General features: G+C 65.6%; 17 protein-coding genes. 7 read left to right on the forward strand and 10 right to left on the reverse strand.

What is annotated here, in order from left to right; all coding sequences use genetic code 11:
- Positions 1–4: 4 nt before the first annotated feature.
- Positions 5–778 carry an ABC transporter ATP-binding protein gene (locus HZB49_RS16295; RefSeq protein ID WP_291613112.1) on the reverse strand — a complete coding sequence of 258 codons (774 nt, stop codon included), beginning with the start codon at positions 776–778 and terminating at the stop codon, positions 5–7.
- A 2-nt stretch (positions 779–780) separates the two neighbouring features.
- Complete coding sequence (locus HZB49_RS16300) at positions 781–1917, reverse strand: ABC transporter permease (protein WP_291613114.1); 1137 nt, start codon at positions 1915–1917, stop codon at positions 781–783.
- A 143-nt stretch (positions 1918–2060) separates the two neighbouring features.
- Here HZB49_RS16300 and dgcA point away from each other — a divergent pair, with 143 nt between their 5' ends.
- Entirely contained in the window at positions 2061–3056 is a 996-nt protein-coding gene (gene dgcA / locus HZB49_RS16305) for an N-acetyl-D-Glu racemase DgcA (RefSeq protein WP_291613116.1), read from the forward strand.
- Here dgcA and HZB49_RS16310 read toward each other — a convergent pair.
- On the reverse strand, positions 3026–4225 hold the full coding sequence (locus HZB49_RS16310; RefSeq protein ID WP_291613119.1) for an MFS transporter: 1200 nt from the start codon (positions 4223–4225) through the stop codon (positions 3026–3028). The two genes, dgcA and HZB49_RS16310, sit on opposite strands and share 31 nt — an antisense overlap.
- Positions 4226–4304: 79 nt before the next feature.
- Here HZB49_RS16310 and HZB49_RS16315 point away from each other — a divergent pair, with 79 nt between their 5' ends.
- Together HZB49_RS16315 and HZB49_RS16320 are read left to right on the forward strand one after the other, a co-directional pair.
- The gene (locus tag HZB49_RS16315) at positions 4305–5498 is read left to right on the forward strand and encodes a hypothetical protein (RefSeq protein ID WP_291613121.1); all 1194 of its coding nucleotides are present in this window, start codon (positions 4305–4307) and stop codon (positions 5496–5498) included.
- Between the two features lie 154 nt (positions 5499–5652).
- Positions 5653–7479, forward strand: coding sequence for a caspase family protein (locus HZB49_RS16320; protein ID WP_291613123.1), 1827 nt, complete (start codon positions 5653–5655; stop codon positions 7477–7479).
- Between the two features lie 77 nt (positions 7480–7556).
- On the opposite strand, the gene HZB49_RS16325 is transcribed toward HZB49_RS16320, so the two are convergent.
- The 4 genes from HZB49_RS16325 to thiD all read right to left on the reverse strand — a co-directional run bounded on the left by HZB49_RS16325 (position 7557) and on the right by thiD (position 11479).
- The gene (locus HZB49_RS16325; RefSeq protein ID WP_291613125.1) at positions 7557–8546 is read right to left on the reverse strand and encodes a threonine/serine dehydratase; all 990 of its coding nucleotides are present in this window, start codon (positions 8544–8546) and stop codon (positions 7557–7559) included.
- 52 nt (positions 8547–8598) lie between these two features.
- Positions 8599–9654: a glycosyltransferase family 1 protein gene (locus tag HZB49_RS16330; protein WP_291613339.1), complete on the reverse strand. Its 1056-nt coding sequence runs from the start codon at positions 9652–9654 to the stop codon at positions 8599–8601.
- Positions 9654–10466, reverse strand: a complete 813-nt coding sequence (locus HZB49_RS16335; RefSeq protein WP_291613127.1) for a UDP-2,3-diacylglucosamine diphosphatase — start codon at positions 10464–10466, stop codon at positions 9654–9656. Before HZB49_RS16335 ends, HZB49_RS16330 begins: the two co-directional genes overlap by 1 nt.
- A gap of 212 nt (positions 10467–10678) precedes the next feature.
- Positions 10679–11479, reverse strand: a complete 801-nt coding sequence (gene thiD / locus HZB49_RS16340; protein WP_291613129.1) for a bifunctional hydroxymethylpyrimidine kinase/phosphomethylpyrimidine kinase — start codon at positions 11477–11479, stop codon at positions 10679–10681.
- Positions 11480–11618: 139 nt separating this feature from the next.
- Between thiD and HZB49_RS16345 the strand changes: the two genes are divergently transcribed.
- From HZB49_RS16345 to HZB49_RS16355, 3 genes are all read left to right on the forward strand, one after another.
- Entirely contained in the window at positions 11619–11864 is a 246-nt protein-coding gene (locus tag HZB49_RS16345) for an Lrp/AsnC ligand binding domain-containing protein (protein ID WP_291613131.1), read from the forward strand.
- A gap of 141 nt (positions 11865–12005) precedes the next feature.
- Positions 12006–12377: a hypothetical protein gene (locus tag HZB49_RS16350; RefSeq protein WP_291613133.1), complete on the forward strand. Its 372-nt coding sequence runs from the start codon at positions 12006–12008 to the stop codon at positions 12375–12377.
- Between the two features lie 153 nt (positions 12378–12530).
- On the forward strand, positions 12531–13442 hold the full coding sequence (locus tag HZB49_RS16355; protein ID WP_291613135.1) for a DnaJ domain-containing protein: 912 nt from the start codon (positions 12531–12533) through the stop codon (positions 13440–13442).
- 14 nt (positions 13443–13456) lie between these two features.
- On the opposite strand, the gene HZB49_RS16360 is transcribed toward HZB49_RS16355, so the two are convergent.
- Positions 13457–14395: a cytochrome c gene (locus HZB49_RS16360; protein ID WP_291613137.1), complete on the reverse strand. Its 939-nt coding sequence runs from the start codon at positions 14393–14395 to the stop codon at positions 13457–13459.
- A 150-nt stretch (positions 14396–14545) separates the two neighbouring features.
- Between HZB49_RS16360 and HZB49_RS16365 the strand changes: the two genes are divergently transcribed.
- On the forward strand, positions 14546–14965 hold the full coding sequence (locus tag HZB49_RS16365) for a CHRD domain-containing protein (protein ID WP_291613138.1): 420 nt from the start codon (positions 14546–14548) through the stop codon (positions 14963–14965).
- A gap of 81 nt (positions 14966–15046) precedes the next feature.
- Here the strand turns inward: HZB49_RS16365 and HZB49_RS16370 are convergent, their stop codons facing one another.
- Positions 15047–15490: a cytochrome c gene (locus HZB49_RS16370; RefSeq protein WP_291613139.1), complete on the reverse strand. Its 444-nt coding sequence runs from the start codon at positions 15488–15490 to the stop codon at positions 15047–15049.
- 97 nt (positions 15491–15587) lie between these two features.
- Positions 15588–17900, reverse strand: a complete 2313-nt coding sequence (locus tag HZB49_RS16375; RefSeq protein WP_291613141.1) for a xanthine dehydrogenase family protein molybdopterin-binding subunit — start codon at positions 17898–17900, stop codon at positions 15588–15590.
- Between the last annotated feature and the right edge of the window lie 62 nt (positions 17901–17962).

Consider the following 17962-nt stretch of genomic DNA (forward strand, 5'->3'; position numbering starts at 1 on the left):
GCTCCTAGACCACCACGGCGCGGGCGCGCTTGCCGTTGAAATACTGCTTCAGCCAGGGCTGTTGCGAGGCCTTCATGTCCGCGATCGATCCTGCAGCAACGATCTTGCCGTTGCCCAGAACCGCGATGCGGTCGCACGCCGTGTAGAGGCTGTCGAGGTCGTGGGTTACCATGAAAACGGTCAGGCCCAAAGTGCGCTGCAGGGTGCGGACCAGGTCGTCGAAATCGCCGGCGCCGATCGGGTCGAGCCCCGAGGTCGGCTCGTCGAGGAACACAAGTTCCGGATCGAGCGCCAGCGCACGCGCCAGCGCCACGCGCTTGACCATGCCGCCGGAAAGTTCGGAAGGGTAGCGGTCGGCGACTTCGGGCCTGAGGCCAACCATCACGAGCTTCGCCACCATGATCTCGTCGAGCAGCTGCTGCGATACGTCGAGATATTCGCGCACCGGGAACTGGATGTTCTGCCGCACCGTGAGCGAGGAGAACAGCGCGCCCTGTTGAAACAGGATGCCCCAGCGGCGCTCCACCGCGCGGCGCTGGTTGGCGTCGGCCGCGTCCAGATCGACGCCGAACACCTCGATACGGCCTGCGACTTTCGGCACCAGGCCGATGATGGTGCGGGTCAGTACCGATTTGCCCGCGCCGGAAGGGCCGACGAAGCCGAGGATCTCGCCGCGTTTGACGTCGAGGTTGAGCCCGTCGAGGATCCGCGTGTTGCCGAACTGCACGGTGATGTCGCGGACCCGGATGATGGCATCGGATTGGGGTGCGAGTGCCATCGTCAAATCCCGATCGCAGCGAAGAAGATCGCGAACACGCCGTCCATCACGATCACGAAGAAGATGCCCTTCACCACCGACGACGTGGTGTGCTGGCCGAGCGATTCCGCGCTGCCCTGCACGGCGAGCCCCTCGACGCAGGCGACGATGCCGATGACCGCGGCCATGACCGGCGCCTTGATGAGGCCGACCACGAAATGATTGATCGAGATGGCGTCGCGCAGGCGCAGCAGGAAGGCTTCGGGATCGACGCCGCCATAGAGCCAGGCGACGAGCCCGCCGCCATAGAGCGCGGCCATCGCGCCGAGGAAGGCGAGGATCGGCAGCGCCAGCACCAGCGCCAGCATGCGCGGCAGGATCAGCACCTCGATCGGATCGAAGCCCATGGTGCGCAGCGCGTCGATCTCCTCGCGCATCTTCATCGAGCCGAGCTCGGCAGTGTAGGCGCTGCCCGACCGGCCGGCGACCATGATCGCCACCAGCAGCACGCCGATCTCGCGCAGCACCAGCACGCCGAGCATGTCGACCACGAAGATATCGGCGCCGAACTGCCGGAAATGGAAAATGCCCTGCTGCGAGATGATGCAGCCGATCAGGAAGGTGATCAGCACGATGATCGGCACCGCGCGCCAGCACACCTGCTCCAGATGGTGGATGGTGGAGGTTAGCCTGAAGCTGCGCGGATGAATGAAGACGTTGCCGGCGGCGGCGAGCACGGCGCCCAGCATGTCGATCAGGTCGACGAAGGTGGCGCCGATCCCGGCCACGCTGCGGCCGACCCCGTCCAGCATGCCGGAAATGGTCACCGGCTCGCTGTCGGCCGGCGGCACGGCTTTCACGCGGCGCACTTCGTTGACGAGGCTGGAATAGTTCGCCGACAGGCCCGCGATCTGCGCCTCGACGCCGCCCCTTGTGGTGAGGCTGCGGCGCAGCCGCTCGATCAGCCAGGCGCCGAAGGTGTCGAGCCGGGAGACCTGCGAGACGTCGATGAAGATGTTGGGCCGGCTGCCGCCGAGCTTCTCGGCGTCGGTGACGATCTCTTCCAGGATGGCGGCATGGCGGGCGATCCAGGGACCGGCCGCGCAAAGCGCCAGCCCGTTGCCCCGTGCAATCCGCTCCAGTGTCGGGTCGCCGTTCACGCTGCCATCTCCGGCGCCGCCGCCCCGCGGGTTGCCCGCAGGGCCAAGCGGCATGCCGCCCCTCGCCTTGTCGAATCTGTCATGTACCAGCCATTATCGGTTACGGCCAGCCGGCGCACGGTTCAGAATCGTCAGACTTTAAAATGACTTCCAGCCAAACCCCAAATCTGGCCGCGAGAATTGAACGCTGGCCCATCGCCGGCAGTTTCACCATCAGCCGAGGTGCCAAGACCGAGGCGGTGACGGTCGTGGCAGAGGTCAGCCGGGGCGGCTTTTCCGGCCGCGGCGAATGCGTCCCCTACCTCCACTACAACGAGACGCCGGAGGCCACGCTGGCCGCGCTGACGGCGATGCGGGAGCCGCTTGCCCGCGGGCTGGACCGGCGGGGCCTGCCGGCGGCCATGCCGCCGGGCGCCGCCCGCAACGCGCTGGACTGTGCCCTGATCGACTTCGAGGCCAAGGCGGCCGGGATGCGGGCCTGGGACCTGCTGGGCCGGCCCGCGCCCGGGGCCTGCACCACCGCCTACACCATCTCGCTCGGCACACCGGAGGCGATGGCGGAGGCCGCGGCCAAGGCCGCGCACCGGCCGGTGCTGAAAATCAAGCTCGGCGGCGACGGCGATGGCGCGCGCATCCTGGCCGTGCGCAGGGCCGCACCGCAATCGGAGCTGATCGTCGATGCCAACGAGGCCTGGCACCACGACGACCTCGCCGCTCATCTGGCTGCCTGCGCTGATGCCGGCGTAACGCTGGTCGAGCAGCCGCTGCCCGCCGGAAAGGATGAGGCGCTTGCGCGGATCGAGCGGCCGGTCACGGTCTGCGCCGACGAAAGTGCGCACGACCGCGCCTCGCTCGAGGGGCTGCGCGGGCGTTACGACGCCGTCAACATCAAGCTCGACAAGGCCGGCGGCCTGACGGAGGCGCTGGCGATGGCGGACGCCGCCCGTGCGATCGGCCTGGAGATCATGGTCGGCTCCATGGTCGGAACGTCGCTGGCGATGGCGCCCGCGATGCTGCTGACGCCGTATGCGCGCATCGTCGACCTCGACGGTCCGTTGTTGCTGGCACGCGACCGGCACGACGGCCTGCGCTACGACGGCAGCCTCGTCTATCCGCCGGAGGCCGCGCTGTGGGGCTGAGACGCGAGGCGGTGGCGCGACAGCCACATGATCAGCGCGGCGGCAAGCGCCATCGCCGTCATCAGGTAGTAGACGCTTTCGCCGAACTGCGAATAAACCGCGCCCGAGGCGATCGCCGTCGTGCTGGTGACAATGCCGGCGCAGGCAACCAGATAGCCCTGCCCGCGCGCCATCACATGGCCGGGCACGCGCTGAGCGATCAGGCCCATGGTGCCGACCTGCGTCAGGCCGAAGCTCAGGCCGTGCGCGAGCTGCACCACGGCGAGGATCGCAATCGGCGGCGATTGCGCCATGATCGCCCAGCGCAGGGCCGCACTGAGCGCTGCGATCACGATCAGCAGCGCGAACGGCATCCGAAAGCGCGGCGAGAAATAGAACAGCACGATCTCCGCGATCACGCCGAGCACCCACAAGCCCGCAATGGTCAGTCCGCCATAGCCCGCCTGCTGCCAGGCGATCGACGCGAAAGTGTAGTAGGCGGCGTGGCTGCCCTGCACCAGCGCCGAGCTCGCGATGATCGCAAGGAAGCCTGCATCGCGCAGCAGCCGGCTGTCGCCATGGACTTCGGCCGCAGGCGCCTTCGGCGCATCGAGCGGCTTGAGGCCGAGGCTGACCAGCGCGCTCACGACCGCGACCGCGGCGATCACCCAGATCAGGTGTCTGGCCGCGACGACCTCGACGAGCAGCCCGCAGGCGAGCGCGCCGGCCACGAAGGCCGCCGAGCCCCACAGCCGCAGCGGCCCGTAATTGAGGCCGTAGCGCCGCACTCCGCGCAGCGCGTAGGCATCGGTGAGCGGCGTCATCGGCGTCCAGACGCAGCAGGTGACGGCATAGATCACGAAGAGGACCGGCGCCTGATGCTGCGTGCCGATCACCAGCAGGCCGATCGCCGTCGCAAAGGCCGTGACCGTGATGGCCCGGCGTACCGCCTGCCGCCGCTCGGCAAGGCTGGTGACGAAAGGCAGCGCCGTGAAGCGGGAGATCGCCGGCAGCGCGGTGATGATACCGATCCAGGCCGCGTCGATCCCGACCGCCTTCAGCCAGACCGGGAAGAACGGCAGATGCGTTCCCACGAGGCCGAACAGCGAGGCGTAGAACGCCGCCAGCGCAAGCGCGAATCGCCGCGAATCAGCGTGCCCCGCGATGGGGATTTGTGCTTGGGTGGACATCAAGTCAGTTGCGATTCGCGTGCGTTCATGTTGTTCGTTATATGGCAAACCGCGCAGTGATTTGCGCGCCGAGTTTAACATGGCTGACGAAGCATTTGCCCTCTCACCGATTTCGGCGCGCGCCACGCAGCCGAGCGAGGAGGATTATGCCGCGATCCATGAAGCCTTCATGGAGACCTCGCGCGGCCGCTGGTTTCTCGGCGAATACGCCAAGCGCAACCGCAACGCCGACACCCGCCTCGTGCTCGATGCCGTCGCCCGCATCGAGGACAGCCTCGCCGCGCAGAAACAAGCCACCGCGGACGCCGACCTGACCGAAGCGCTGGCGGCGATCCGCGCGGCCGTCACCGAGGCACAGGCCTCCGCCAGTGCCGGGATCGACGGGCTTGCCCTCGACGAACGCATGGCGCCCATCGCCAGGGGCGTGCGGATCATCCGCGAGATCTCGTGGCGCTGGCGCGAAACGGGTGCCGACGGGCGGATCTGCGACATCCTGGATTCCCAGGTCGCCGCCATCGAGAGCAGCACCGGCCAGATTTCCGTGGCCGAAGCGCGCGCGGCGATCGACCAGGCCTTTGCGGCCATCGAGGCGCGCATCGGCGAATATTCCCGCGACGAGGCTGCGCCGGTCGAGGCACGGCGGGATGCCCAGGACGCCAATGCCGGTGACGCCAATGTCGTGCCCTTCCCCGCACCGGCCGAGGAAGCTTCCGAGCCCGAGGCTGCGAGCGCCGCTGTCGCTGAGACCGTGGCGGAAACGGCTGTCGCTGAAATTGCCGAGGCACCCGTCCCTGAAATTGCCGAAGCCACCGCGGCGGCCATTGTCGAGCCGGTCGCAGAGGCAACTTCACCCATCGCCGCCGTCGTCGGCGCGATCGAAGCCGTCGATGAAGCCACCGCCGACGCTCATGACGAAGCGGTACTCGATCTGATCGCGGCCGAAATGTCCGCACCGATGGACGACGAGACCGCAATCGCGGAAACGGCGATGGCGGAGCCGCAGGCCGTGGAGCCCGCCGCCGTTGCGGACGAAGCCATCGCTGCGAGCGTGGAGCCGGTTGTCGCACCCGCGGTTCAGCCGGAGCCGCCGGCTGCCGTTGCCACTGCAACGGACGCTGTCACGGCATCTACACAAATTGGTGAGGCCGACGTCTCGATCGGCTCGGCCGTGATCGCCAGCGGTATTCTCAGCAAGCCGAACCGGCCCGCCAACGATCCCCTCGCGCCAATCCGCCGCATGAGTCAGGCTGAAAAGATCGCGTTTTTCTCATAACCGGATTTTCCCGCAATTAACTGTATTTATCGCGTTTATCCGGCGTTCATTTCCGCGCCAGTTCCTTCGTGATGCAGCTCACGCACTCCGCTTGAACCGGGTCGTAGCGTCACCGCAACCAATCTCGCATCGAGATTCGATTGAGGAGGACGTCATGTCCCGTTTGAAGTCACTGCTGATGTATGCCGGCCTCCTGGGAAGCCTGTTCGGCTTTTCCGTGACCGGTTCCTTTGCCCAAACCGCTCCCGAAGGCACCTCGGCGTCATTGCTGCGCGGGCCGGAGCAGCGCGTCGCGCTCGTGATCGGCAACGCGAACTACAAGAACGCGCCGCAGCTTGCCAACCCCGACAACGACGCCACCGCCATGGCGCAGTTCCTGAACAAGGCCGGCTTCGAGGTCACCTCGGCGATCGACCTGACGCAGAACGACATGATCCGCGTCGTGCAGGATTTCTCGTCCAAGGTCGCCGCCCGCGGTCCCAACTCGGTGGCCATGGTCTACTACGCCGGCCACGGCGTGCAGCTCGCCGGCGAGAACTACCTCGTCCCGGTCGACGCCAACGTCTCCACGCCGAACGACCTGACCAGCAACTCGCTGCGCCTGGTCGACCTGATGGCGACGCTGGATTCGATCCCGAGCCGGCTGCGCATCGTGCTGCTCGACGCCTGCCGCAACAATCCGTTCCCGGGCGTCAACGACGCCGGCCGGGGTCTGGCCATCGTCGACGCGCCGAACGGCTCGATCGTCGGTTACTCGACCGCGCCGGGCACCGAAGCGCTCGACGGTTCCGGCGAGCACAGCCCGTATCTCCAGGCGTTCCTCAATCGTGCGAACGAGCCGAACCTGCCGATCGAGCAGCTGTTCAAGCGCGTTCGCCTGGACGTGGCCGGCTCGACCGCGGGCAAACAGATCCCGTGGGAAAGCTCGTCGCTGACCTCGGACTTCTACTTCTTCGGCGACACCGCCGTGGCGGCGACCCGTGCGCCCGCCCGCGGCCCGGTCGTGGCTGCCGCTTCCAACCTGCCGAGCCGTTCGGTGCAGCAGGCCTATGATTTCGTGCTCTCGGAAGGCCAGCCGCACTACTACGAACAGTTCATCGCGATGTATCCGCACGACCCGCTGTGCGACCGCATCCGCTGGCTGCTGCGCAACCTCGTGGTGGCGCAGGCCTGGCACAAGGCCGTGATCGCCAACTCGCCGTTCGCCTACAAGACGTTTGCCGACAATTTCGGTGACAGCCCGTATGCGAAGGTGGCGCTGAACCTGCAGAACGCTCCGAAGGTCGTTCCGCTGATGCAGGCCACGAAGCTGATCGTATCGCCGCAGCTTGCGCCGCAACTGAAGCAGCCGGTCAATTTCGGCCTGCCGAAGGAAGGCATCAAGATCGGTGACGTCAACGGCCAGAACAACGGCCAGAAGGTCGGCGGTCTCGGCATCAACCTGCCGGGCAACAATGGCAACACCGGCACCAATGGCGGCAAGATCGTGACCCTGCCTGCGCCGGGCGGCAACAACGGTAACGCCGGCAACGGCAATACCGGCGGCGGCAAGATCGTCACGCTGCCCGTCAACAACGGCGGCAACAGCAACAACGGCCCCGCGAACACCGGCGTCAACGGCGGCAGGATCGGTACGCTGCCGGTGAACAACGGCAACAACGGCAACAACGGCCCCGCCAACACCGGCATCAATGGCGGCAAGATCGGCACGCTGCCGGTGAACAATGGCGGCCAGACCGGCTCCGGTCAGACCACCAGGGTCGACGTCAAGACGAGCATGCCCGTCAACCGCGTCACCACCCTGCCGTCGAACCAGCACCCGCAGTTGAACAACGGCCCGGCGATGAAGCTCAACAACAACCCGTCCATGGGAACCAAGCTGAACCAGGGCAATGCGCAGCCCCGCACGATGACCTTCGGCGCCAACAACGGTGGCTCCCGCATGGCCATGGGCGGCAACCAGATGCGCCGCGGCTTCTGATCGAACCGCACTCGCCAATCAACGAGATCGGGGCAGAGCAGCGATGCTCTGCCCCGCTCTATTTTTGGGGATCTCGCTTAAGCGACGAGCCTTGCAAACAGGTCGGCATCGACATTGCCGCCGGAGAGAACGATGACGACGTTCTTGCCCCTGGCATCGATGCGGCCGGCGAGCAGCGCGGCCAGGCCAACGGCACCGCCCGGCTCGACCACGAGCTTCAGCTCGCGATAGGCAAAGGCGACCGCCGCGGCGACTTCCTCGTCCGAGGCCGAAACACCGCGCGCCAACAGCTTGCTGTTGATGGAGAACGTCAGTTCGCCCGGCATCGCCGCCATCAGCGCATCGCAAATGGTGCGCGCGGCCGCGGGATGCGGCTCGCGATGGCCGGCCTTCAGCGACAGCGCGTGGTCGTCATAGCCCTTGGGCTCGGCGACGACGATCTCCGCATCCGGAAAACGCGATTTCACGGCGGTGGCGACGCCCGCGATCAAGCCGCCGCCGGAGGCCGGCGCGACCACGATGTCGGGAACGAGCCCGCGCGCGGCCATGTCCTCGGCGATCTCGCGGCCGGCGGTGCCCTGGCCCGCGATAACAAACGGGTCGTCATAGGGGCGCACCAGCGTGGCGCCGCGCTTGCTCGCAATGCCGCCCGCGATCGCCTCGCGGTCTTCCCTGTCGCGGTCGTACAGCACGACCTCGGCGCCGTAGGATTTCGTGCGCTCGCGCTTGGACAGCGGTGCATCCGCCGGCATCACGATGGTCGCCTGCATGTTGAGGATCTTCGCCGCCGCCGCCACGCCCTGGGCGTGATTGCCGGAGGAGAACGCCACGACGCCGCCACCGCGATTGGCCTGCGGGATCGAGGCGAGCTTGTTGAAGGCGCCGCGGAACTTGAAAGAGCCGGTCCGCTGCAGCATCTCCGGCTTCAGGAACACCTTCGTTCCGGCGCGTTCGTCGAGCACGGGGAAGGACAACAGCGGCGTGCGCACCGCGAATGGCGCGACCACCTTGGCGGCCGCCTCGATATCGGCGGCGCTGACGGGCAGGCTCGGACTTTGTTCGGTCATGCGCGCAGCTTATCGCGCCGTCCGCATCGCGGACAAGCCGGATCAGCGGCAATCAGGTCACGAAATGCGGGTCTTCCGTCCCGAATTCGGCCGGCACCGTCTCGGTATCGTCGAAGCAAACCCGTTGCGCATGCTCGATGAAGACGCGGGCAGAAGCTTCCCAGCTATGCGCGGCGGCAAATTTCACGCAAGCTTCGCGCGGGATGCTCAGCGCCTCGAGACAGGCCGAGCGCAGGTCGTCGCTGAGCACTCCGACCGCGGCGGAGCCGATGACGTCACGCGGCCCCTTCACTGGAAATGCCGCGATCGGCAAGCCGCTGGCAAGCGCCTCCAGCAGCACGAGTCCGAAAGTGTCCGTCTTGCTCGGGAACACGAACGCATCGCAGGCCGCATATATCTCGGCGAGTTCCTCGCCATGGCGCGCGCCGAGGAAAATCGCCTGCGGATACCTGCGCTCCAGTTTCGATCGCGCCGGACCGTCGCCGACGATGACCTTGGTGCCGGGCAGATCGAGATCGAGAAATGCTTCGAGATTCTTCTCCACCGCGACGCGGCCGACGCAGAGGAATACCGGCGCCGGCAGGCAGATGTCGATGTCGCGCGGATGGAACAGTCTTGTATCGACGCCGCGCGACCACAGCACCACATTGCGGAAGCCGAGCGCGCGCAATTCGCTTGCAAGCGCCGGCGTTGCCGCCATCACCGCCTGGCTCGGCCGGTGGAAGGCGCGCAGCACGCTCCAGACCCATTTCTCGGGAATCGGGGAACGTGCGGAAACATAATCGGGAAAGCGGGTATGGAAGCCCGTCGTGAACGGAAGGCCGTGCTTGAGGCAATGGCGGCGGACCATGAAGCCGACCGGGCCTTCGGTCGCGATGTGAATGCTGTCGGGTGCCGCACGCTCGATCAGTTCGGCAACCCTGGACGGCCGCGGCAATGCCAGCCGCAGGTCGCGATAGGTCGGCAGCGCGAAGGTGCGGAAGGATTCCGGGGTCAGGAAATCGATCGCGACCCCCAGCCCCTGTGCGGATTCCGCCATCATGGCGAGCGTCCGGACCACCCCGTTGACCTGGGGATGCCACGCATCGGTTGCGACCAGAATCTTCATCACGCCGCGCGCGCCGCGACGCGGGGAACCGGAGTTGCGTGGCGCACCGGATCGGCCCAGGTGATGATCTCGAAGGTGCCGTCCTCGTGCTCGACCAGCGCCGTGCAGCTCTCCACCCAGTCGCCGCAATTCATGTAGCGAATGCCGTGCTCGTCGCGGATGGTGGCGTAGTGAATGTGGCCGCAGATCACGCCGTCTGCGCCGTGGCGGCGCGCTTCGCCCGCCAGCGTCTTCTCGAACGCGCCGATATAGTTGACGGCGTTCTTGACCTTCAGCTTCGCCCATTGCGACAGCGACCAGTAGGGCACGCCGAACATGCGGCGGAAGAAGTTGACCAGGCGATTCATCTGGATCGCGAAGTCGTAGGCCTTGTCGCCGAGATGGGCGAGCCAGCGCGCGTTCTGCACCACGAGGTCGAAGATGTCGCCGTGGATCACGAGGTAGCGCTTGCCGTCGGCGCCGGCGTGGATGATGTTTTCCACCACGTCGATGCCGCCGAAATGCGTGCCGTAATAGTTGCGCAGGAACTCGTCGTGATTGCCCGGCACGTAGATGACCTTGGCGCCCTTGCGCGCCTTGCGCAGCAGCTTCTGCACGAAGTCGTTGTGCGATTGCGGCCAGTACCAGCCCGACTTCAGCGCCCAGCCGTCGACGATGTCGCCGACGAGATAGATGGTGTCGGCGTCGTGGCTGCGAAGGAAATCCAGCAATCGGTCGGCTTGCGAGCCGCGGGCTCCGAGATGGACATCGGAGATAAACAGAGTGCGGAAGCGCCGTTCAGGGCTCTCATCACTCGAGGAGTTACTTCCCATGGACGTGCCCTAACAGATCCGCATGACAGGTCGATGACGGTCCGCGCGGCCTAGAGCCTCAATGAGAATCAGTCGCTCGTCCCCTGAGTGGCCGAATAACAGCGCGATGCGACAAGCAGGCGACATGGGAGTCGTCTCTCGGCGAATGACAGCGAGTGTTGCCCAAAGGAAATGGTTAACGGCGCCGGGTTCCAGCGATCGCCAAACGACGTTCAGTAGAACCTGTGAAAATGATGCACCGGCCCGTGGCCGTGACCGACGCTGAAGCGGTCCGCCGCGGCAATTGCAGCCGTGACCCACGCCTTGGCGTTGCGCACGGCGGTCGCCATGTCCTCGCCCTTGGCGATGCCGGCCGCGATCGCCGACGACAGCGAGCAGCCGGTGCCGTGCGTGTTCTTCGTCGCGACGCGCGGCGCCGGCAGCGGGATCGTTCCTGCGCTCGTTACGAAATAGTCGATGCTCTCCGCGCCCTGCCCGTGGCCGCCCTTGATCAGCACGGCGCGTGGACCGAGCGCGAGCAACTTCTTGCCCTGGCCGGCAACGTCGCTCTCTGACGTCGCGACCGGCTCGTCGAGCAGCGCCGCCGCCTCCGGCAGGTTCGGCGTGATCAGCGAGGCAAGCGGGATGAGTTTCGTGCGAAGCGCCTCGACCGCATCCGCCTTCAGCAGACGATCGCCCGACGTTGCGACCATCACCGGATCGAGCACGAGGTGCTTCGGCTGCCATTTTGCCAGGCCGGCCGCGACCGCGCCGATCACCGCAAGCTCCGCCACCATGCCGATTTTCACGGCACCCACCGCGAGATCGGAAAAGACGGCGTCGATCTCGGCGGTGACGAACTCCGCCGGCACCTGATGGATGGCGGTGACGCCTTGCGTATTCTGCGCGGTCAGCGCCGTGATGACGGAGGCGCCGTACACGCCGAGCGCTGCAAAGGTCTTCAGATCGGCCTGGATCCCGGCGCCGCCGGAGGAATCCGAACCGGCAATGGTGAGCGCGATCGGCGTGGTCATCGCCGGGCCTGCGCTTCTGGTTGGAACGGGGCCATGAAAACTGTCCTAACGCGGCGGCCTGTGGTCAGCAAGCCGGCTTGCAATGCCGGCGCGGATTTGGCCTATTGGCCGGGCCTGCCCCCCTTCGGAGACCTCGGCGATGGTGCCCTTTTTCGTCCAGATCAAATGCAAGCTCGGCCAGTCCTACACGGTGGCCAATGCGCTGGCGGAAGCCGAGATCGCGTCCGAAATCTATTCCACCGCGGGCGACTACGACCTGCTGGTGAAGTTCTACGTCGACAAGGACACCGACATCGGCCACTTCATCAACGAGAAGGTACAGGTGCTGCCGGGCATCCAGGACACCCACACCATCATCACCTTCAAGGCATTCGGCTCCCGCTAGGACAGGGGCGCCCCGGGGCCGTCATTCCGCCCGGTTTAGATTCGATTCAAGTTTTGCGTTCATCGTGTCGACGTTTGGCTGGGGGGCCAGGCGCCGTAGCCGCGGTATGCGCGGACGACGGCGATGCTCCGGGAAGCCAACATGTCCCATTCTGGATCAGTCCTCACGAACCGGACCGTGGCGCGCGGAAAGCCGGGCGCGCGCCTCGCCGCGCTGATCGTGGCGGCCGGCGCGGTCGCCGGCTGCGCTCAGCAGCACGGCCAGCAGGAGGCAAATGCCGCGCTGGTACGGCCCCAGCCGGCCTATTGCCAGCCGCGCCCCGCGCCCGATTGCACGTTCAGGAATACAAGCCTGCGGACCGTCGATCCAGCGGAATTCGCCCGGCTCAAGCTCGCCTACGAGCGGCGATGTATCCGGCATGCCGAGAAGACCGAGCGCGAGCGCATGCATGAATTGCAGGCTTCCGGCGCCTGCGAGGGCCGGCCAGCGCCTTCGCTGGCCACCAGCCGGTAACATTGTGACTTAAATGCACCCCGGCACAGGCACGGTTTTGCCATATGTCGATCATGGGGAAGCCCCGATGTTTTCCGTTATCTAGGGAGAGTCGTCGATCAGGAACTCCGTGGCGGTGGAAGTCCTGAGGGGGAATTAGTTGCGAGTACCACCATGGGGACGCTCTACGATTTGCTCGGAGCCCTTCCGAACGATGATGCGGAGGGCTTGCGAGTCGCTTTTCGGCGGGCCGCGAAAGCGACCCATCCCGACACCAATCCTGACAATCCGGATGCGGCGCTGCGCTTCAGGCAGCTGATCCGCGCGCACAACATCCTCAGCGATGCCGAGCAGCGTGCGACCTACGATCAGTTGCTGGCGATCGCGACGCGTCCGCCCGCCCCGCCACCGGCGCCGCCTGCGCGCGTGGCCGTCTACGAGAAGATTCACCGCGGCGCTACCAACACGATGGCGGCCACCTTCATCGCTGCCGTGCTGATCGGCGGCTATACCGTGTTCAGTCACGTCTCGAAGACGTCGGCAATGACGGAGGGCGCGGCAAGAACCGCCGAGAACCCCCCGGTCGATGTCGCCTCGGCCCCGCCGCCGCCCGCGAGCATTCGAGAGATGGCGGCCGACAAACGCGACAGCGGCGCCGGCGCCGGCGAACCCACCACGACAGGCGCGATCGCAAGCGCCGCAAATGCGATCAATCCGCCGCTCGCCCTGATCGCCCTGCCTGCACTTGCGTCTTCACCTGTGCTGCCCCCGGCCGACGCCAGGACGCTGCGCGACCGCGGCATCTATGCCTATCGCGGCGGCGACCTCGGCGGCGCGCTGGCGCACTTCAACCTGGCGATCGCGCAGGATCCCGGGTTTGCCGCCGCTTATATCGATCGAGGCATCGTTTTCTACCGCATGCGCAACTTCGAGCGCGCCTTTGCCGATATGTCACAGGCCAAGCGTTTGGCCAGGACGGACAAGGAAAAGGCCGCGGCGGCGATACCCAAAAAGCCGCCGGCATCGATCAGGATCGGCCAGAGGCAGCCGCCGGGCTGGCGCATGACGGCAGTCTTTACCCCCTGAATCCTCGCAGAGTGTTACTTGCCATCTTGCTCTATTTTCCGCTTGGGACGCGGCGGGCCTTCGACCGGCGGCAGCGATTTCAGATATTCGGCCATTGCGTGCTGATCTTGCGGAGACAGCTGCGACGTATTCCTGATCACGCGCCCCATTGAACCGGAAGCCTTGTCGCCCTCCGGCAGTTCGCCGGTCTTGAGGAAATAGGCGATATCCTTCACGCTCCACTCGGCGAGGCTGCCCTTCTGCGTGATGTTCGGTACCCAGCCCTCGCCTTCCGGGTTCGGCCCGCCGGCAAAGCGCTGCGCAGCGATGATGCCGCCGAGGAAATTCCGCGGACTGTGGCATTCGGCGCAATGGCCGAATCCATTCACGAGATAGGCACCGCGATTCCATGATGCCGACTGCGAGGGATCAGGAGTGAACGGTTTGCCGTCAAGGAACAGCAGCTTCCATATCCCAAGAGCGCGGCGGATGTTGAACGGAAACGGCATATCGTGGTCGCGTGCGCGGCCCTGAACGGCAGGAAGCGTCTTGAGATAGGCGAAGAGATCGCGAACGTCCTCGATCTTCGCGCGCTGATAGGACGTGTATGGGAATGCAGGGTAATAGTGCGCGCCTGAAGGCGACGTACCCTTCGCGACAGCGGTGACGAAATCCGCTTCGCTCCATCGCCCTATGCCATCGTTGGGATCGGGGGAAACGTTGGGCGCATAGAATGTGCCGAACGGTGACGGGATTGCGAGTCCGCCGCCGAGCTTCAAGCGATCAGGCTGGTCCGGCACCGCATGACATGAGGAACATCCGCCGGCATTGAACATCGTCTGCCCGTTGGCGACGTTCGCCTGGTAGGCAGGCATTGCAACCGCCGCGACATGTGCCGGAATGGTGAGCCACCAGAAGACGCCAAAACCGACTGCGGCGATCGCCATCAAGCCAATAAGAACACGCTTCAGCATTCACCTACCCGTTATCGATTAGCCGGTTGCACCCTAGTATGGTGATTTTCGCGATCATACGCTCGCTCGAAATTTCACAACACCGAAGCCCATTCGGGAATAAACCCGCGAATACGTTGTTTTGATGCTGAAACAACAGGGAGAGAACCCATGACCAAGACCACGCTTGCCACGCTTGCGTTCGGTGCAGCGGTTGCCCTTGCGGGACCGGCCCTCGCCGACAAGATGAAGGTGACACTGGACGGCAAGTCCCAGGTGCCCCCCAACAGCAGCGCAGCCACCGGCACCGCCGAACTCGACTACGATCCGGCCTCCAAGAAGCTGACTTGGAAGCTGACCTATACCGGCCTGTCCGGACCGGCCACGATGGCGCACTTCCATGGGCCTGCAGAAGCCGGCAAGAACGCGGGCGTTGCGGTTGCCATCCCCAATGCCGGCACCAGCCCGGTCTCGGGCAGCGCCACGCTGACCGACGCCCAGGCCGCCGATCTCGTCGCCGGCAAGTACTACATCAACATCCACACGGCAGCGAACCCCGGCGGCGAAATTCGCGGGCAGGTCACGAAGTAGAGACAAGAACGGGCGGACGCAACCAGGCGTCCGCCCGTTTTTCCTAGGGCGCTACTGCGCGAATTCGCGAGCCCGGAACGCCTACTTCAACTTGACGCGATAAGTGTCGTGGCAGCTGTCACATTTTGCCTGAACGGCGTCGAAAGCCACCTTTAGGCTGGCGGCATCGGTGACTTTGGCATCGCCAATCGCCTTGGTGACAGCCGGCACTTTCGCGTCGAAATCAGCCTTGTTCTGCCAGATTTTCTGCGACGCGCCGAACGTTGCGTCCTTGACACCCTCTTTCGGATTTGTCGCGAAAACGGTCGGTATCTTGGCGACGTCGTCCGCCAGCGCCTTCAGCGCCCCATCGGCCGCCGCCTTGTCGAACGGCGTATCGCCCTTCACCATCTTGCCGAGGACCCCGTACATGCTTCTGGCCTGCGCCTTCATCAGGTTCTGTTGCTGGATGGCGACTTCCTGCTGCGCAACAACTGTGGTTGCGCCCACTGCCAACACTGCCGCGGCCAATAGAACACGTTTCATCGAGAACTCCTCACGTTGAAAATCCTTGAGACGGGGTTCGACACGGTATCAACGTGTCGAACCCCCAGAGGTGCAACATATTCCCGTGGACCGGCGGTCAGAGCCGGTGCCGGCGCTGCGCCTCGCGGATGGCGATCCAGACCCGCTCGGCGGTGGCGGGCATGTCGATGTGGTCGATCTTGTATTCCCGCCACAATCCCTCGACGATTGCATTGACCACCGCCGGACACGACCCGATCGCGCCCGCCTCGCCCGCGCCCTTCACGCCGAGCGGATTGGTCGTGCAGGGCACGTTGTGGGTCTCGAACACGAACGAGGGACCGTCGGACGCGCGCGGCAGCGCATAATCCATGAAGGTGCCGGTGACGAGCTGGCCGTCCTTGTCGCTGTAGACCGCCTGCTCCATCAGCGCCTGGCCGATGCCCTGCATCGCGCCGCCATGGACCTGTCCGGCCAGCATCAGCGGATTGAGCGTCACGCCGAAATCGTCGACGATCACATAGTTGACGATCTTGATGATGCCGGTCGCGGGATCAATCTCGACTTCGGCGAGATGCGTGCCGTTGGGATAGGTGCCGTCGGCGCTGGTGAAGCTCGAGCTGGCGTTGAGCTTGGAGGGATCGACGCCCGGCCGTTTCGCCAGATCAGCAAAGCTGATCGAGCGGTCGGTGCCGGCGACGCGCACGGTGCCGCCATTGATCTCGAGATCGCCGACGCCGGCTTCCAGCGCTTGCGCTGCGATCTCCTTCAGCTTGTTGCCGAGGTCGCGCGTGGCGCGCTCGACGCAGACGCCGCCGGACGGAATCGATGACGAGCCGCCGGTACCCTGCCCGGTTGGGATCTGGTCGGTATCGCCCTGGAAGATGTGCACCCGTTCCGGCGCGAGACCAAACTGCTCGGCGACGAGCTGTGCATAAGCGGTCTGGTGCCCCTGCCCGCTCGACTGCGTGCCGATCAGGATGGTGACGTCGCCATTGGGGTCGAGCGCGACCTTGGCGGTCTCCTCGGCGCCCATGCTGCCGCAAACCTCGACATAGCTCGCCAGGCCAATGCCGCGCACCAGGCCCTGCTTCTTCGCTGCCTTGGCGCGCTTGGGAAACTCCTTCCAGCCCGCGATCTCCATCGCGCGCTTCATGTGCGCGGTGAAGTCGCCGGAGTCGTAGACCTTGCCGGTCGCGGTCGTGTACGGCATCGCCTTCGGCGAGATGAAATTCTTCCGACGGATCGCATCCGGCGTCATGCCGAGCTTTCGCGCGGCGGCGTCCGCGAGGCGCTCGACGACGTAAGCGGCCTCCGGGCGGCCGGCGCCGCGATAGGCGTCGACCGGCACGGTGTTGGTGAACACGGTGCGGACGCGGCAGTGGAAGGCCTGGATGTCATAGAGGCCCGGCAACATGCCGGCGCCACCATGCGGGATGTAGGGCCCGAAGGTCGACAGATACGCGCCCATGTCGCCCATCAGGTCGACGTCCATGCCGAGGAACTTGCCGTCCTCGGCGAGCGCCATCCGCGCCACCGTGACGTTGTCGCGGCCCTGCGCGTCGCCCATGAAGTGATCGGAACGGTCGGCGGTCCACTTGATCGCCTTCTTCAGCCTGCGCGCGGCCACCGCCATCAGCGCATATTCCCGGTACGGGAACAGCTTGGTGCCGAAACCGCCGCCGACGTCGGGGCAGATCACCCGCATCTTCTCGACGGGAATCTTCAGCACGAACTGGCACAGGATATCGCGCAAGCGGTGGCTGCCCTGGCTGCCGACGGTAAGCGTCATGTGATCGCGTTTGGCGTCGTACTCACAGACGGCGGCGCGCGTCTCCATGAAATTGGTGATGACCCGCGGGTTCACGATGCGCACTTCGGCGACCGCATGCGCCTTGGCGAAGGCGGCTTCCGCCGACTTCTTGTCGCCGATCGAAACGTCGAACAGCACGTTGCCGGGTTTTTCCGGCCAGACCTGCGGCGCGCCCTTCTTGACCGCATTGGCAAGGCCGACCACGGCAGGTAGCGGCGACCAGTTCAGTTCGATTGCCTCGATGGCATCGCGGGCGTGATCAAGGGTGTCGGCAACCACGAAGGCGACGGCATCGCCGACGTGACGCACCTCGTCCTTCGGCAGGATCGGATAGGGCGTGCCGGTGAAGGGGTCGGTCTCGAGATTGAACAGGCACGGCAGGTCGCCAAGATCCTTGACGTCCTCAGCGGTCAGGATCAGCGACACGCCCGGCAGACTGCGGGCCCTGGTTGCATTGATGGTGTATTTCGCATGCGCATGCGGCGAGCGCAGCATCAGGGCATGCAGCGCCGGCTGCGGCGCCACGTCGTCGGTGTAGCGGCCCTTGCCGCGGATTAGCGCGTCGTCTTCCTTGCGGCGGACGCTCTGTCCGACGCCGAATTTGATTGGAGCAGCCATCTTGTCTCCGGTTGCAGTCGCAGATTCCCGCCGGCATATTGCAGCGGTTCGCTCCGAGGCGC

Source organism: Bradyrhizobium sp., assembly GCF_016219575.1.
Taxonomy (GTDB): domain Bacteria; phylum Pseudomonadota; class Alphaproteobacteria; order Rhizobiales; family Xanthobacteraceae; genus Bradyrhizobium.

Coding starts and splice junctions, on each gene's coding strand:
- HZB49_RS16295 (WP_291613112.1), bottom strand. CDS start 778: ATGGCACTCGCACCCCAATCCGATGCCATCATCCGGGTCCGCGACATC.
- dgcA (WP_291613116.1), top strand. CDS start 2,061: ATGACTTCCAGCCAAACCCCAAATCTGGCCGCGAGAATTGAACGCTGG.
- HZB49_RS16310 (WP_291613119.1), bottom strand. CDS start 4,225: ATGTCCACCCAAGCACAAATCCCCATCGCGGGGCACGCTGATTCGCGG.
- HZB49_RS16315 (WP_291613121.1), top strand. CDS start 4,305: ATGGCTGACGAAGCATTTGCCCTCTCACCGATTTCGGCGCGCGCCACG.
- HZB49_RS16320 (WP_291613123.1), top strand. CDS start 5,653: ATGTCCCGTTTGAAGTCACTGCTGATGTATGCCGGCCTCCTGGGAAGC.
- HZB49_RS16325 (WP_291613125.1), bottom strand. CDS start 8,546: ATGACCGAACAAAGTCCGAGCCTGCCCGTCAGCGCCGCCGATATCGAG.
- HZB49_RS16330 (WP_291613339.1), bottom strand. CDS start 9,654: ATGAAGATTCTGGTCGCAACCGATGCGTGGCATCCCCAGGTCAACGGG.
- HZB49_RS16335 (WP_291613127.1), bottom strand. CDS start 10,466: ATGGGAAGTAACTCCTCGAGTGATGAGAGCCCTGAACGGCGCTTCCGC.
- thiD (WP_291613129.1), bottom strand. CDS start 11,479: ATGACCACGCCGATCGCGCTCACCATTGCCGGTTCGGATTCCTCCGGC.
- HZB49_RS16345 (WP_291613131.1), top strand. CDS start 11,619: ATGGTGCCCTTTTTCGTCCAGATCAAATGCAAGCTCGGCCAGTCCTAC.
- HZB49_RS16350 (WP_291613133.1), top strand. CDS start 12,006: ATGTCCCATTCTGGATCAGTCCTCACGAACCGGACCGTGGCGCGCGGA.
- HZB49_RS16355 (WP_291613135.1), top strand. CDS start 12,531: ATGGGGACGCTCTACGATTTGCTCGGAGCCCTTCCGAACGATGATGCG.
- HZB49_RS16360 (WP_291613137.1), bottom strand. CDS start 14,395: ATGCTGAAGCGTGTTCTTATTGGCTTGATGGCGATCGCCGCAGTCGGT.
- HZB49_RS16365 (WP_291613138.1), top strand. CDS start 14,546: ATGACCAAGACCACGCTTGCCACGCTTGCGTTCGGTGCAGCGGTTGCC.
- HZB49_RS16370 (WP_291613139.1), bottom strand. CDS start 15,490: ATGAAACGTGTTCTATTGGCCGCGGCAGTGTTGGCAGTGGGCGCAACC.
- HZB49_RS16375 (WP_291613141.1), bottom strand. CDS start 17,900: ATGGCTGCTCCAATCAAATTCGGCGTCGGACAGAGCGTCCGCCGCAAG.